Source organism: Pseudomonas putida (assembly GCF_009883635.2).
Taxonomy (GTDB): domain Bacteria; phylum Pseudomonadota; class Gammaproteobacteria; order Pseudomonadales; family Pseudomonadaceae; genus Aquipseudomonas; species Aquipseudomonas putida_W.
Window position 1 is genome coordinate 3,909,258 of record NZ_CP026115.2, and the last position, 14,957, is coordinate 3,924,214.

Below are 14,957 nucleotides of genomic sequence, written 5' to 3' on the forward strand. Positions count from 1 at the left end.
AGTTTCACTGCTGGTGGATCAGGCTAAGGTAAAATTTGTGAGTTCTGCTCTTAATTGAGCGAAATGCGAATTTTCGGCGAATGTCGTCTTCACAGTATAACCAGATTGCTTGGGGTTATATGGTCAAGTGAAGAAGCGCATACGGTGGATGCCTTGGCAGTCAGAGGCGATGAAAGACGTGGTAGCCTGCGATAAGCTTTGGGGAGTCGGCAAACAGACTGTGATCCAGAGATCTCTGAATGGGGGAACCCACTCAGCATAAGCTGAGTATCTTGTACTGAATACATAGGTGCAAGAGGCGAACCAGGGGAACTGAAACATCTAAGTACCCTGAGGAAAAGAAATCAACCGAGATTCCCTTAGTAGTGGCGAGCGAACGGGGACCAGCCCTTAAGTTGATTTGAGATTAGTGGAACGCTCTGGAAAGTGCGGCCATAGTGGGTGATAGCCCCGTACACGAAAATCTCTTGTCAATGAAATCGAGTAGGACGGAGCACGAGAAACTTTGTCTGAACATGGGGGGACCATCCTCCAAGGCTAAATACTACTGACTGACCGATAGTGAACCAGTACCGTGAGGGAAAGGCGAAAAGAACCCCGGAGAGGGGAGTGAAATAGAACCTGAAACCGTATGCGTACAAGCAGTGGGAGCCTACTTTGTTAGGTGACTGCGTACCTTTTGTATAATGGGTCAGCGACTTATATTCAGTGGCGAGCTTAACCGAATAGGGGAGGCGTAGCGAAAGCGAGTCTTAATAGGGCGTTTAGTCGCTGGGTATAGACCCGAAACCGGGCGATCTATCCATGGGCAGGTTGAAGGTTAGGTAACACTGACTGGAGGACCGAACCGACTACCGTTGAAAAGTTAGCGGATGACCTGTGGATCGGAGTGAAAGGCTAATCAAGCTCGGAGATAGCTGGTTCTCCTCGAAAGCTATTTAGGTAGCGCCTCATGTATCACTGTAGGGGGTAGAGCACTGTTTCGGCTAGGGGGTCATCCCGACTTACCAAACCGATGCAAACTCCGAATACCTACAAGTGCCGAGCATGGGAGACACACGGCGGGTGCTAACGTCCGTCGTGAAAAGGGAAACAACCCAGACCGTCAGCTAAGGTCCCAAAGTCATGGTTAAGTGGGAAACGATGTGGGAAGGCTTAGACAGCTAGGAGGTTGGCTTAGAAGCAGCCATCCTTTAAAGAAAGCGTAATAGCTCACTAGTCGAGTCGGCCTGCGCGGAAGATGTAACGGGGCTCAAACCATGCACCGAAGCTACGGGTGTCATCTTTGATGACGCGGTAGAGGAGCGTTCTGTAAGCCTGTGAAGGTGAGTTGAGAAGCTTGCTGGAGGTATCAGAAGTGCGAATGCTGACATGAGTAACGACAATGCGAGTGAAAAACTCGCACGCCGAAAGACCAAGGTTTCCTGCGCAACGTTAATCGACGCAGGGTTAGTCGGTCCCTAAGGCGAGGCTGAAAAGCGTAGTCGATGGAAAACAGGTTAATATTCCTGTACTTCCAGTTATTGCGATGGAGGGACGGAGAAGGCTAGGCCAGCTTGGCGTTGGTTGTCCAAGTTTAAGGTGGTAGGCTGAAATCTTAGGCAAATCCGGGATTTCAAGGCCGAGAGCTGATGACGAGTTGCCATTAGGCGACGAAGTGGTTGATGCCATGCTTCCAAGAAAAGCTCCTAAGCTTCAGATAACTGGGAACCGTACCCCAAACCGACACAGGTGGTTAGGTAGAGAATACCAAGGCGCTTGAGAGAACTCGGGTGAAGGAACTAGGCAAAATGGCACCGTAACTTCGGGAGAAGGTGCGCCGGCGAGGGTGAAGGACTTGCTCCGTAAGCCCATGCCGGTCGAAGATACCAGGCCGCTGCGACTGTTTATTAAAAACACAGCACTCTGCAAACACGAAAGTGGACGTATAGGGTGTGACGCCTGCCCGGTGCCGGAAGGTTAATTGATGGGGTTAGCGCAAGCGAAGCTCTTGATCGAAGCCCCGGTAAACGGCGGCCGTAACTATAACGGTCCTAAGGTAGCGAAATTCCTTGTCGGGTAAGTTCCGACCTGCACGAATGGCGTAACGATGGCGGCGCTGTCTCCACCCGAGACTCAGTGAAATTGAAATCGCTGTGAAGATGCAGTGTATCCGCGGCTAGACGGAAAGACCCCGTGAACCTTTACTATAGCTTTGCACTGGACTTTGAATTTGCTTGTGTAGGATAGGTGGGAGGCTTTGAAGTGGGGACGCCAGTTCTCATGGAGCCATCCTTGAAATACCACCCTGGCAACTTTGAGGTTCTAACTCAGGTCCGTTATCCGGATCGAGGACAGTGTATGGTGGGTAGTTTGACTGGGGCGGTCTCCTCCCAAAGAGTAACGGAGGAGTACGAAGGTGCGCTCAGACCGGTCGGAAATCGGTCGTAGAGTATAAAGGCAAAAGCGCGCTTGACTGCGAGACAAACACGTCGAGCAGGTACGAAAGTAGGTCTTAGTGATCCGGTGGTTCTGTATGGAAGGGCCATCGCTCAACGGATAAAAGGTACTCCGGGGATAACAGGCTGATACCGCCCAAGAGTTCATATCGACGGCGGTGTTTGGCACCTCGATGTCGGCTCATCACATCCTGGGGCTGAAGCCGGTCCCAAGGGTATGGCTGTTCGCCATTTAAAGTGGTACGCGAGCTGGGTTTAGAACGTCGTGAGACAGTTCGGTCCCTATCTGCCGTGGACGTTTGAGATTTGAGAGGGGCTGCTCCTAGTACGAGAGGACCGGAGTGGACGAACCTCTGGTGTTCCGGTTGTCACGCCAGTGGCATTGCCGGGTAGCTATGTTCGGAAGAGATAACCGCTGAAAGCATCTAAGCGGGAAACTTGCCTCAAGATGAGATCTCACTGGGATCTTGAATCCCCTAAAGGGCCGTCGAAGACTACGACGTTGATAGGTTGGGTGTGTAAGCGCTGTGAGGCGTTGAGCTAACCAATACTAATTGCCCGTGAGGCTTGACCATATAACACCCAAGCAATTTGCTCATGCAGATTGCGGTGGTGAAGACGAAAGAACCGAAGATTCGCTTTTCACAAGAGCAGCACAAATTCACATATCCGAATTCGCTGGGCTGTCCATCTGGACATTCTGGCTACAGAATTTCTTGACGACCATAGAGCATTGGAACCACCTGATCCCATCCCGAACTCAGTAGTGAAACGATGCATCGCCGATGGTAGTGTGGGGTTTCCCCATGTGAGAGTAGGTCATCGTCAAGATTCATTTCGCAAAACCCCTATCTGCGCATGCAGGTAGGGGTTTTGTCTTTTCGACCCTCTGCCCTCCCGTCATGCGGCGCTTTGGCGCTGCAGCCAAATGTCTTTTGTCTGTATCCTCCTATCTGCTCCGTTTGTACGGTGCGACAATATTTCTCGCAAATTAACGTGACTTGTTTGCGCTTAAGCTGCGTCAAGACTTAAGTTCGGGGCAATCCTGGCCCCCGAGCCGAGCGATGCCAGCGTACCGTGCTGCGCATTTCTGGACTTTCACTGTCCGATCACTTGAGGTTACAAGCAAGATGGCCAAGGCCGCCGATGTCGTTGTGCAATGCCTGGAAAACGAAGGTGTCGAGTATGTGTTCGGCATTCCTGGTGAGGAAAACCTCGACCTGCTGGAATCCCTGCGCAAGTCGAAGATCAAGCTGGTTCTGACCCGCCACGAGCAGTCCGCGGGCTTCATGGCTGCCACCTACGGCCGCCTGACCGGCAAGACCGGCGTCAGTCTGTCGACCCTGGGCCCTGGCGCAACCAACCTGGTAACTGCCAGTGCGTACGCCTACCTGGGCGGCATGCCGATGATGATGATCACCGGCCAGAAGCCGATCAAGAAGTCCAAGCAGGGCCGCTTCCAGATCATCGACGTGTGCGGCATGATGGACCCCATCACCAAGTACACCCACCAGTTCGCCTCGGCCGACAACATCCCGGCGCGCATGCGCGAAGCGTTCCGCCTGGCTGAAGAAGAAAAGCCGGGTGCAGTGCACCTTGAGCTGCCGGAAGACATCGCCGCCGAGCAGACCGACGCCCTGCCGATCCCACGCAGCCTGCACCGTCGCCCGCTGGCCGAGCACGTGGCCATCGAAGCTGCCGTCGAGAAACTGCAGAAGGCCCGCAGCCCGATCCTGGTGATCGGCGCCGGCGCCAACCGCAAGATGACCGCCAAGGTCCTCAAGCAACTGATCGACAAGACCGGCATCCCGTTCATCACCACCCAGATGGGTAAAGGTGTGGTCGACGAGCGCCACCCGCGCTTCCTCGGCAACGCTGCGCTGTCCTCCGGTGACTTCGTCCACCGCGCCATCGAAGCGGCCGACCTGATCATCAACATCGGCCACGACGTGATCGAGAAGCCACCGTTCTTCATGGTCCGTGGCGGCACCGAAGTCATCCACATCAGCTTCCGCTCCGCCGAAGTCGATGCCGTGTACTTCCCGCAGGTCGAAGTGATCGGCGACATCGCCAACGCCGTGTGGCAGATCAGCGAAGCGCTGAACGACACCGCGCACTGGGACTTCACCCGCCTGATGGCGATCCGTGAAGCCAACGAAGCGCAGATCGCCGAAGGCGCTGACGACAACCGCTTCCCGGTCTACCCGCAGCGTTTGGTCGCCGACATTCGTCGCGCACTGCCGTCCGAAGGCATCGTGGCCCTGGACAACGGCATCTACAAGATCTGGTTCGCCCGTAACTACAAGGCGCACAAGCCTAACACCGTGCTGCTCGACAACGCCCTGGCGACCATGGGTGCCGGCCTGCCATCGGCAATGGCTTCGCACCTGGTGTACCCGGATCGCCCGGTCATCTCGGTGTGCGGCGACGGCGGTTTCATGATGAATAGCCAGGAGCTGGAAACTGCAGTTCGTCTGGGCATGCACATCACCGTGGTGATCCTGCGTGACGACGGCTACGGCATGATCCGCTGGAAGCAGGCCAACATGGGCTTCACCGATTTCGGCCTGGACTACGGCAACCCGGACTTCGTCAAATACGCCGAAGCCTACGGTGCCAATGGCCACCGCGTGGAGAGCGCCGAAGCCTTCCTGCCGCTGCTCGAGCACTGCATCAAGACCCCAGGCGTGCACGTGATCGACTGCCCGGTCGACTACAGTGAGAACGACCGCATCCTCAACAGCGAGCTGCGTGAGCGCGCGCTGGCGGTATAAGGCCTAGCGGCCTATTCGCGGGTGACCCGCTCCTATAGGAGCGCACGGCTTTCCAGCCTTGTGCGATACCAGTGGGAGCGGGTTCACCCGCGAATATTTTGTAAGGTAACTATTCCCTCAAGCTGATTCCCCATGTGCTAGGGTGCACGCAAATCTTCACCCCAGGACACCCGCACATGCTCCCCGCCCTCAGCGAAAAAGAACTCGCCCGCCTCGAAGACCTGCTGATCACCTACGGCAACGACTATTCGGTGCTCAACCTGGCCGAGCTCAACGGCTTTTTCACCGCCCTGGCCAGCTCCCCGGTCGACGTGCTGCCAGAGCAATGGCTGCCCACCGTCGCTGGCGGCAAGGTACCGAAGTTCAAGAAGCCCGCCCATGAGGAGGCCTACACCGCCTTGATGCTGCGCTATGCCTATCAGGTTGCCGAGCAATTGGCAGAGAACCTCGAAGGCTTCGAACCGCTGTTCGAAGAGAGCGAGGCCGAGGAAGGCCCGGCGATCATCATGGAAGAGTGGTGCTTCGGCTACATGCGTGGCACGCAGGTAGCGGCTTGGGGCGAGTTGCCGCCCGAGCAGGATCAGCTGCTCAAGGCGATTTCACTGCATGGGTTGGAAGACAACTTCGAGTTGCTCGATGCCATGAGCTTCGATGAGTTGCAGGCTTGCGTGCCGCATGTGATCGAGGCTGCGCGAGGCCTGTATCGCTATCAGAAGCAGTCGCGGCACTGATCACCCGATTATTTCGCCCAGCGAAATTATGGTTTGTTCCTGGCACTGATTCTGCTGCCAGCCGAATCAGCGCAGCATGGGCTCCAGTCGGCACCACCCCGGTGCCAACCCTGGAGCCCAGCCCGTGATCACACTCTACAACTTCCCCAAGTCCGGCCACGCCCATCGCATCGAGCTGATGCTGTCGTTGCTGAAGCTGCCCACCGAACTGGTACTCGTCGACCTGGCCAAAGGCGCGCACAAGCAGGCGGATTTCCTCGCCCTCAACCCGTTCGGCCAGGTACCGGTGATCGATGACAACGGCACTGTGATCGCCGATTCCAATGCCATTCTCGTCTACCTGGCCAGCACCTACGACAAGACGGGCAAATGGCTCCCCCATGACCCGGTAAATGCCGCCCGCGTACAGCGCTGGTTGTCGGTTGCCGCCGGGCCATTGGCCTTCGGCCCTGCAGCCGCTCGCCTGGTGACGGTGTTCGGTGCTTCGTTCAACACCGACGAAGTCATCGGTCGCGCGCACACCTTGCTCAAGGTGATGGACGCTGAGCTGGCCAAGTCGGCGTTCCTCGTCGGCAATGAACCGACCATCGCCGATGTCGCCAACTATTCGTATATCGCCCACGCCCCCGAGGGCAATGTTTCGCTGGAACCTTACCCCAACGTGCGTGCCTGGCTGGCACGGATCGAAGCGTTGCCTGGCTTCGTCGCCATGCCACGCACTGCCATTGGCCTGCAGACCACCGTCTGAGCCGCCACCCCACGCGAGGAATGCCGCCATGGCGCAACTCCCCGATCATCGCACCTCGCCCTGGCATGCCGGCGAGAAGCGCCTGCAGGAGCATGCAGGTGTGTCGGAGCGCATGGACGTGTTCGGGCAGAAGGTCATTCGTGACCACATGCCCGACCAGCACCGCACGTTCTACCAGCAGTTGCCGTTTATCGTCGCCGGCGCTGTGGATCAGGGCGGCACGCCTTGGGCGACGCTGCTCGAAGGCACGGAGGGTTTCATCAGCTCGCCCGACCCTCGGCAACTGCTGATCGATATCCACCCGGTCAGCGATGACCCGGCAACGCCCGGACTGGTAACAGGCGGGGCCATAGGCCTGCTCGGCATCGAGCTGCACACACGTCGGCGCAATCGCATCAACGGGCTGATCGCTCACGCCGCTGAAGGGCGGCTGGACGTGCAGGTGGAGCAGTCGTTCGGCAATTGCCCGCAGTACATCCAGCTGCGCGAATACACGCGCGTCGATGAACCTGCGCAAGGACGAATCGATGGGCAAGGGCTGGATGCCACGACCACCCAGATGATCGCGAACGCAGACACCTTGTTCGTTGCCAGTTATATCGATCACCCCCACGGCGTGCGTTCGGTGGACGTCTCACACCGTGGTGGCCGCCCCGGCTTCGTCAGAGTCGAAGGCAACCGCCTGACCCTTCCCGATTACGCCGGCAACCTGCATTTCAACACCCTCGGCAACCTGCTGGAGAATCCGCGAGCCGGGCTGTTGTTCGTCGATTTCAGCAGCGGCGATGTACTGCAGGTGACCGGGCGCACCGAGGTGATTCTCGATAGCCCGCTGATCGCGGCATTCGAGGGCGCCGAGCGGCTGTGGACGTTGGACATAGAGCACGTGGTACTGCGCCGTGCGGCGGTGAGTTTGCGCTGGGCCTTTCAGGAATATGCGCCAACCAGCCTGATGACCGGCACCTGGGCCGAGGCGGAGCAGCGGCTTAAGCAGCGTGAGCGGCAGCGCCAGTGGCTGACCTGGCGGGTGGTGCGTGTGGAACAGGAGAGTCGCGACATCCGCTCCTTCTATTTCGCTGCGGACGAGCCGGTGGCGTTTTTGCCCGGCCAGCACATTCCCGTGCGTATCCCGCTGGGTAGCGATGCACCGCTGGTTCGCACCTACAGCCTGTCCTGCGCGCCGTCCGACGGCTACCTGCGGATCAGCGTCAAGGCACAGGGCCCGGCGTCGCGCTATCTGCATGAGCGTGTCAGGGCAGGGGACAGGCTGGAGGTGCGTCTGCCCATGGGCAGCTTCACCCTGGATAGCTCCAGCGACAGGCCTGTGGTGCTGATCGGTGCAGGCGTGGGCATCACACCGCTGATCGCCATGCTGCGCGAGCTGTTGGCGAACGGAAAAGGGCGTCGCATCCATCTGTTCCAGGGGGCCCGCAGCCTGAGTGATCTGCCGTTCCAGCAGGAACTGGCGAAATTGCGTCAGCAAGCCGGTACTGGTTTGAGCGTGCATCGCTCGTTGAGCCAGCCAGAAGCCGAGGCGGTGCAAGGGCGTGACTACGAGCACAGCGGGCGCTTGGGCATCGCGCAGATAAAGGCGACCCTGGCGCTGGATGATTATGACTTCTACCTGTGCGGTCCGGCCAGCTTCACCCAGGACGTGTATGAGGGATTGCGCGGTGTGCATGTGCCGGATGCCCGCATACATGCGGAAACCTTCGGGCCATCGACCCTGCGGCGGCATGGCGACGACAACCGGCCCACGCTGCAACAGCCACCGGCTGCCAGCGAGCCGGTGCCGGTGTACTTTGCCAGCTCTGCCAAGGAGGCGCGTTGGGCACCGGGCTCTGGGACCTTGCTGGAGCTGGCCGAGGCACGTGGGTTGTCGCCGGAGTTCAGCTGCCGGGGCGGGTCGTGCGGTACCTGCAAGACCAAAGTGCTCAGCGGAGCAGTACATTACCCGATTCCACCCGCCGAGATGCCCGAAAGTGGCACCGCCCTGATTTGTTGTGCAGTCCCGGCCCAGGCGCTGGTGCTGGAGTTATGATGGTGCCTGTGCCGGCCTCTTCGCGGGTAACGCAAATAGCCGATAATCCCCGCCCCTCGATTGCCCAGGAACCCGCATGGACCAGATCCACCTGATGAAGGTGTTCGTCGCCGTCGGCGAGCTGGAAAGCTTCGCCGCTGCCGCCCGTCGCCTGGACATCTCGCCCGCCGCTGTCACCCGTGCCGTCAGCGCCCTCGAAGAACAGATCGGCGTCAAGCTGCTGTTGCGCACCACCCGCAGCGTGCGCCTGACCGAGGCGGGCGGCCGCTACCTGGAAGACACCCGGCTTATCCTCGCCAGCATCCATGAAGCCAACGAAGCCGCAGCCGGTATCAACGCCACGCCCAAAGGTGAACTGGCGATCACTGCGCCGATCCTGTTCGGCAAGAAATTCGTCATGCCTTGCATCGTGCGTTATCTGCAGCAATACCCTGAGGTCGATGTGTCGGCGTACTTCCTCGACCGCGTGGTGAACATGGTCGAGGAGGGCATGGACGTGGCCGTGCGCATCGGGCCGCTGCCTGACTCCGGCCTCAAGGCGCTGCGTGTAGGCCGGGTGCGGCGGATGCTGTGCGCATCGCCCGACTACCTCGCACGCATGGGCGAGCCGCAGCACCCGTCGGACTTGCCGGACCATGCGGTGATCGCCACCACCAACCTCTCGCCACGCGCCGGCTGGCGCTTCGGCCTGGCCGACGAACCGACCCTGGTGCGCATGAGGCCGCGTCTGACGGTCACCAGTAATGATGGTGCGATCGCTGCGGCAGTGGGCGGGTTGGGCATCGCCCGGCTGCTGTCGTACCAGGTGGTCGATGAACTGGCCAGCGGTCAGTTGCAGGTCATTCTCGCCGAGTACGAGGAGGCCCCTTGGCCGATCCATGTCTTGCACCGCGAGAGCAAGTACGGCTCGGCCAAGGTGCGATCGTTCATCGACATGCTGGCGCAGGACCTGCGGGCCCGGCAATTGGATTGATCATTGAGGTCGTACAACGCAACTGGGTTGTCTTCACTTTCAAAGATTGCCTCCCGTTTTACTCACCGATAACGATTGTTGTTGTACGACGACCTATGACGTGGCACTCTTCGCCTGAAACAATTTGTCTCATTTCGCCCTGCCGGCGCGTGAGGCAGATCACCCGTCACTCTAAAAACAAGATTCAGGTGAACAATGAAGATCAAAGGCATCCGTTGGTGGATGGTCAGCCTTGTCACGGCCGGGCTCGTCGTCAACTACCTCGCCCGCAACACTCTCTCGGTGGCAGCCCCCACGCTGATGACCGACCTCTCCATCACCACCGAGCAATATGCCAAGATCGTCGCGACCTGGCAGATGTGCTATGCGCTCATGCAGCCGATCGCCGGTTGGCTCATCGATTTCATCGGCACCAAACTGGGCTTTGCCGTGTTCGCCCTGGCCTGGTCGCTGGCCTGTGCCGGGGCCGCCCTGGCCAGCGGTTGGCAGAGCATGGCGTTCCTGCGCGGGTTGCTGGGCATGACCGAGGCCGCCGGTTTGCCGGCCGGGGTCAAGGCCACCACTGAATGGTTCCCGGCCAAGGAACGCTCGGTCGCCATCGGCTGGTTCAACATCGGTTCGTCGCTGGGGGCCTTGCTGGCGCCACCGCTGGTGGTCTGGGCGATCCTGCACAGTGGCTGGCAACTGGCGTTCGTCATCGTCGGTGTGTCCGGTGTGCTGTGGACCTTGCTGTGGATGCTGCTGTACAAGCACCCGCGTGATCAGAAGCGCCTGAGTGACGAGGAACGTGACTACATCCTGTCCGGCCAGGAAGCCCACTTCAAGGCCGAGCAGCGCGAGAAGGGGGCCTGGAAGCGCATCTTCAAGACCCGCAACTTCTACGCCATCGCCTCGGCACGCATCCTCTCCGAGCCGGCCTGGCAGACCTTCAACGCCTGGATTCCGTTGTACCTGATGACCGAGCGGCACATGAACATCAAGGAAGTGGCGATGTTCGCTTGGTTGCCGTTCCTTGCTGCCGATATCGGCTGCGTGCTCGGGGGTTACCTGAGCCCGATGTTCCATCGTTACTTCAAGGTGTCGCTGTTCACCTCGCGCAAGATGGTGCTGGTGTTCGGCGCCAGCTGCATGATCGGCCCGGCCTGCATCGGCCTGGTCGAAAGCCCGTACACAGCGATTCTGCTGCTGTGCATTGGCGGCTTTGCCCACCAGACCCTGTCGGGAGCGCTGTACTCGATCACCTCGGATTCCTTCAGCAAGGACCAGGTGGCGACTGCGACCGGCATGGGCGGGATGTGCGGTTACCTGGGGGCGGCGGTGTTTACCCTGGTGTTTGGCATCCTGGTCACGCAGATCGGCTACAGCCCGCTGTTCGTGGTGCTGGCGGCGTTCGATATCGTGGCGGCTGTGTTGGTGTGGAAGGTTGCACGCGAGGTGAATGGGGCTGTAAAGCAGCCCCATTATCAGGAAGTCACAATGCCTGATACTGCATCCTGAATCCCAGGCTGGTTGCTTCGCCTTTCTGCAACAGTCTCAGCCCCGGTCGCCCCGGTAGGTGATGCGCGTTGATCGGGTGGCTCACCGGTTCAAAGCAGAAGAACGGCTGCTCATGGGGGCAGAACAACAGAAAGTGCTCGGCGCCGCTGGCGCTGCACACCAGCCGATACCCCGCGCCCGGTTGCTCGATCACGCAGTTGCCGGGCCATGTGCTGAAGGCATGGTCGACCACCGTTGTCGGCAGAGTCCGTGCGGTGGTGAAACTCCAGTGATCAGGTATCTCAGCTTGCCGTGACGGCAACGCGCCATTCTCCGCCAGCCACACGGTGCGCGCTTGTGCATGCAGTCGCGTATCGGCATGGCGCGGGAAGTAGGGATGCAGCCCCAGCCCATACCAGGTGTCCGCCGAATCCAGATGCGTCACCTGCAGGTCGAGGTTCAGGCAGCCCTCATGCAGGTGCACATCCAGCGTTGCCCGGTAGGCAAACGGCATTGTGCTGTCGAGACTCAGGCGGGCGTGGTGCTCGCTGTGCTGCTCCACCTGCCAGGGTTGCTGCCAGGCACTGCCGTGGATCGGGTAGGGGTCATGCCCGGTGTTCGGTGCCAGGGCCAGCCAGCCATCGGGGCGCTGGAAGCCGCCCTCGGCGATGCGGTTGGACCACGGCGCCAGCGGGTAGCAGCCCAGACGCCGCGGGCTGCCGCTGGCCAGGGCGGCTTCGTCGGCAGGGCGCAGCAACGCTTGCCCAGTGGCGCTGGCCTGCCAGTTGACCAGGCTGGCGCCCAGTTCGGGTGCGATGCTCAGGCGGGTAAGGCGGTCTTGCAGGTGCAGCAGGGGGACGCTCATCAAGGCCTCCGGTAGGTCAACAGGACGATGCCGCACACCACCACGGCACCGCCAATCAATTGCATGCCACTGAGTTGCTGGCCGAGCAACGCCCAGCCCAGCAGCAGCGTAGCGATGGGTTCGACGTTCATCACTGGCGCGTTCTGCGCCATGTTCAGCTTGGGTACGCAGACGAACAGCAAGGTGAAGGCCACGCCATACAACACCACCAGGCTGGCCAGCGCCATCCAGCCGCTGGCGCTGCCCGGCAACGACAAGCCGGCCGGCATCACGCCGCTGATGCCGGCGACCAACATGCTGGTGAACACGATCAGCAAGGTCAGCAGGCTGCGCACCGGGCCGCGTACGGCGGCGAGCTTGTGGTCGGTGATCCACAGGGCACAGGCGAACACACAGGCGGCGCAGAACGCCAGGCCCACCCCCAAGGTCCAGTGCGGGTTGGCATCGCCACCGTCGGCCAGCCGTGCCGGTACATCCAGCGCCAGCACCAGGCCACACAGGATCAGCCCCATGAACAACACCGTGCGCCCGCTCGGGCGGGTGCCACCCAATGCCCAGGTCAGCAGCGCCAGGAGCATGGGGAAGGTGTTGCCCACCAGCAGCGCCAGGGCCACCGGGATGCGGGCCACTGCCGAGTACAGGCACAGGCTCTGGGTCGCGATCAGCAGGCCCAGCAGCAGCTGCCAGCGCCGTGTGCCGGAAGGCAGGCGCAGCGGCTGGCGCTGCCACAGCACCAGGCAGGCCAGCACCAGGAACGTGATGCCCGAGCGGCAGAGAATGGCCAGCAGCACGCCGGTGTCGTTGTCGAAGGCGATGCGTGCGGCGATGTGGTTGCCAGCGAACGAGCAGGCCAGCAGGGCCAGGAGGGCGATGGCCAGTTTGCGCGGGAATGGGGTTACGGCAGAAGAGGCGACAGCCATGTGCAGGATCCATTTGCAGTGAAGAACCTGGGGCTGCTTCGCGGCCCATTCGCGGGACAAGCCCGCTCCCACAGTGATCGCACAAGCCCGGGCTTGCGTGATCACTGTGGGAGCGGGCTTGTCCCGCGAATGGGCTGCAAAGCAGCCCTAATACCAGAATTACAGGACGACGCTCGGCAGCCACAGCGAGATGGCCGGAATGTAGGTCACCGCCATCAGTACCAGGAACAGCGCCACATAGAACGGCAGCAGCGCCTTAACCGTGGCCTCGATGCTGACCTTGCCAATCGCCGACCCGACGAACAGCACCGCACCCACCGGCGGCGTGATCAGGCCGATCCCCAGGTTGACCAGCATGATCATGCCGAAGTGCACAGGGTCCACGCCGATACCGGTGATCACCGGCAGCAGGATCGGCGTGAGGATCAGGATCAGCGGCGCCATGTCCATCACCGTGCCCAGCAGCAGGAGCATGAAGTTGATGCACATCAGGATCACGTAGCGGTTGTCCGACAGGGTCAGGAACGCCGTGGTGATCTTCGACGGGATCTGCATCAGGGTCATCACGTAGCCGAAGCTGGCGGCGAAGGCGATCAGGATCATCACGATCGAGATGGTCCGCACCGTGCGGTGCATCAGCTTGGGCAGGTCGCGCCACTTGTAGTCGCGGTAGATGAACATGGTCACGAAGAACGACCACACCACCGCCACTGCAGCCGACTCGGTCGCGGTGAACACGCCCGACAGAATACCGCCGAGGATGATCACCATGGCCATCAGGCCCCACAACGCTTCACCGGCGATTTTCAGCGCCTGGCGCAGCGGGATCACCTCGCCCTTGGGGTAGTTGCGCTTCTTGGCGAAGATCAGGCACAGGCCCATCATCACCGCGCTCAACAGCAGCCCGGGCATCACCCCGGCCATGAACAGCGAAGCGATCGACACCGTGCCACCCGCAGCCAGCGAGTACAGCACCGAGTTGTGGCTGGGCGGGGTCAGCAGCGCCTGCACCGAGCCGCTGACGGTCACGGCGGTGGAGAATTCGCGCGGGTAGCCCTTGCGTTCCATTTCCGGGATCAGCACCGAGCCCACCGACGCGGTGTCAGCCACCGATGAGCCGGAGATGGCGCCGAAGAAGGTCGACGCGGTGATGTTCACCAGCGACAACCCGCCACGCACGAAGCCCACCAGCACCCCGGCGAATGCCACCAGGCGCCGCGACATGCCACCCTCGGCCATGATCGCGCCGGCCAGCACAAAGAACGGAATGGCCAGCAGCGAGAATTTGTTAACCCCACTGGCCACCTGGATCATCATCGCCTGCAGCGGGATATCGATGTACCAGGCGCCGATCAGCGCCGACAGGCCCAGGGCGTAGGCCACCGGCATGCCCAGCAGGATCAGCGCGATGAAACTGCCCAACAGAATGAACGCATCCATTTACGCCGCCCCCTCGTTTTCTTCCACCAGGTCGAACTGCACCACCTTGCGCTGGCTCTGGTCGCCCAGCAGGAGTTTCTCCAGCACGAAAATCAGCGTCAGCACTCCACCGACCGGGATCGGCGCATAGCTCATGCCCACCCGCACGCTGGGCAGCGAGGCCATGTACTGGTTCCAGGTGGTGACGCACAGCTTGTAGCCGTACCAGGTCATGAACAGGCAGACGCCCACCATCAGCAGTTGCGTGAACACCGCCACCACCCGGCGAACCGGCTCTGGCAGGCGGTCGGTGATCATCGCTACCGCCATGTGCGCACCGGCGCGGTAGCTGGCGGCAGCGCCGATGAAGGTGAACAGCACCATCAGCAGGATGGCCACCGGCTCCGGCCAGCTGGAGCCGGTACCCAGCACGTAGCGGGCAAAGATGCCCCAGGGGATGATCAGCGACATGGTCAGGACCGACAGCCCGGCGACCCAGATGCATGTGCGGTACAGCGTGTCGTTGACGCTCAGGAAAAGCATTTTCATAGGCATCACCAAAGCGGCAGGGC

At 60.7% G+C, this 14,957-nt stretch carries 10 protein-coding genes and 2 rRNA genes; 8 read left to right on the forward strand and 4 right to left on the reverse strand.

What is annotated here, in order from left to right; genetic code table 11:
• Positions 1-121 precede the first annotated feature (121 nt).
• The 8 genes from C2H86_RS17850 (at position 122) to C2H86_RS17885 (ending at position 11,202) form a co-directional block, all read left to right on the forward strand.
• A 23S ribosomal RNA gene (locus C2H86_RS17850) occupies positions 122-3,013 on the forward strand.
• A gap of 140 nt (positions 3,014-3,153) precedes the next feature.
• Positions 3,154-3,269: ribosomal RNA gene (gene rrf / locus C2H86_RS17855) — 5S ribosomal RNA — on the forward strand.
• 299 nt (positions 3,270-3,568) lie between these two features.
• The gene (locus C2H86_RS17860) at positions 3,569-5,212 is read left to right on the forward strand and encodes an acetolactate synthase large subunit (protein WP_159409168.1); all 1,644 of its coding nucleotides are present in this window, start codon (positions 3,569-3,571) and stop codon (positions 5,210-5,212) included.
• 176 nt (positions 5,213-5,388) lie between these two features.
• Positions 5,389-5,943, forward strand: coding sequence for a UPF0149 family protein (locus tag C2H86_RS17865; protein WP_159409169.1), 555 nt, complete (start codon positions 5,389-5,391; stop codon positions 5,941-5,943).
• Between the two features lie 76 nt (positions 5,944-6,019).
• Positions 6,020-6,691: a glutathione S-transferase family protein gene (locus C2H86_RS17870; RefSeq protein WP_159409170.1), complete on the forward strand. Its 672-nt coding sequence runs from the start codon at positions 6,020-6,022 to the stop codon at positions 6,689-6,691.
• A gap of 28 nt (positions 6,692-6,719) precedes the next feature.
• Complete coding sequence (locus C2H86_RS17875) at positions 6,720-8,732, forward strand: pyridoxamine 5'-phosphate oxidase family protein (protein ID WP_159409171.1); 2,013 nt, start codon at positions 6,720-6,722, stop codon at positions 8,730-8,732.
• Positions 8,733-8,808: 76 nt separating this feature from the next.
• Positions 8,809-9,705 carry a LysR family transcriptional regulator gene (locus C2H86_RS17880; protein WP_159409172.1) on the forward strand — a complete coding sequence of 299 codons (897 nt, stop codon included), beginning with the start codon at positions 8,809-8,811 and terminating at the stop codon, positions 9,703-9,705.
• Positions 9,706-9,900: 195 nt separating this feature from the next.
• Positions 9,901-11,202 carry an MFS transporter gene (locus C2H86_RS17885; protein WP_159409173.1) on the forward strand — a complete coding sequence of 434 codons (1,302 nt, stop codon included), beginning with the start codon at positions 9,901-9,903 and terminating at the stop codon, positions 11,200-11,202.
• On the opposite strand, the gene C2H86_RS17890 is transcribed toward C2H86_RS17885, so the two are convergent.
• The 4 genes from C2H86_RS17890 to C2H86_RS17905 all read right to left on the reverse strand — a co-directional run bounded on the left by C2H86_RS17890 (position 11,177) and on the right by C2H86_RS17905 (position 14,934).
• Positions 11,177-12,046, reverse strand: a complete 870-nt coding sequence (locus C2H86_RS17890) for an aldose 1-epimerase (protein ID WP_159409174.1) — start codon at positions 12,044-12,046, stop codon at positions 11,177-11,179. The two genes, C2H86_RS17885 and C2H86_RS17890, sit on opposite strands and share 26 nt — an antisense overlap.
• Positions 12,046-12,966 (reverse strand): EamA family transporter, encoded by a 921-nt coding sequence (locus C2H86_RS17895; protein WP_159409175.1) that lies wholly within the window; start codon positions 12,964-12,966, stop codon positions 12,046-12,048. Before C2H86_RS17895 ends, C2H86_RS17890 begins: the two co-directional genes overlap by 1 nt.
• 159 nt (positions 12,967-13,125) lie before the next feature.
• On the reverse strand, positions 13,126-14,406 hold the full coding sequence (locus C2H86_RS17900) for a TRAP transporter large permease (protein ID WP_159409176.1): 1,281 nt from the start codon (positions 14,404-14,406) through the stop codon (positions 13,126-13,128).
• On the reverse strand, positions 14,407-14,934 hold the full coding sequence (locus C2H86_RS17905; protein ID WP_159409177.1) for a TRAP transporter small permease: 528 nt from the start codon (positions 14,932-14,934) through the stop codon (positions 14,407-14,409).
• Positions 14,935-14,957 lie beyond the last annotated feature (23 nt).

Excerpts from the sequence above, each read along its gene's own strand:
- C2H86_RS17875 (WP_159409171.1), top strand. The coding sequence starts at position 6,720 with ATGGCGCAACTCCCCGATCATCGCACCTCGCCCTGGCATGCCGGCGAG.
- C2H86_RS17905 (WP_159409177.1), bottom strand. The coding sequence starts at position 14,934 with ATGAAAATGCTTTTCCTGAGCGTCAACGACACGCTGTACCGCACATGC.
- C2H86_RS17860 (WP_159409168.1), top strand. The coding sequence starts at position 3,569 with ATGGCCAAGGCCGCCGATGTCGTTGTGCAATGCCTGGAAAACGAAGGT.
- C2H86_RS17885 (WP_159409173.1), top strand. The coding sequence starts at position 9,901 with ATGAAGATCAAAGGCATCCGTTGGTGGATGGTCAGCCTTGTCACGGCC.
- C2H86_RS17895 (WP_159409175.1), bottom strand. The coding sequence starts at position 12,966 with ATGGCTGTCGCCTCTTCTGCCGTAACCCCATTCCCGCGCAAACTGGCC.
- C2H86_RS17890 (WP_159409174.1), bottom strand. The coding sequence starts at position 12,046 with ATGAGCGTCCCCCTGCTGCACCTGCAAGACCGCCTTACCCGCCTGAGC.
- C2H86_RS17880 (WP_159409172.1), top strand. The coding sequence starts at position 8,809 with ATGGACCAGATCCACCTGATGAAGGTGTTCGTCGCCGTCGGCGAGCTG.
- C2H86_RS17865 (WP_159409169.1), top strand. The coding sequence starts at position 5,389 with ATGCTCCCCGCCCTCAGCGAAAAAGAACTCGCCCGCCTCGAAGACCTG.
- C2H86_RS17900 (WP_159409176.1), bottom strand. The coding sequence starts at position 14,406 with ATGGATGCGTTCATTCTGTTGGGCAGTTTCATCGCGCTGATCCTGCTG.
- C2H86_RS17870 (WP_159409170.1), top strand. The coding sequence starts at position 6,020 with ATGGGCTCCAGTCGGCACCACCCCGGTGCCAACCCTGGAGCCCAGCCC.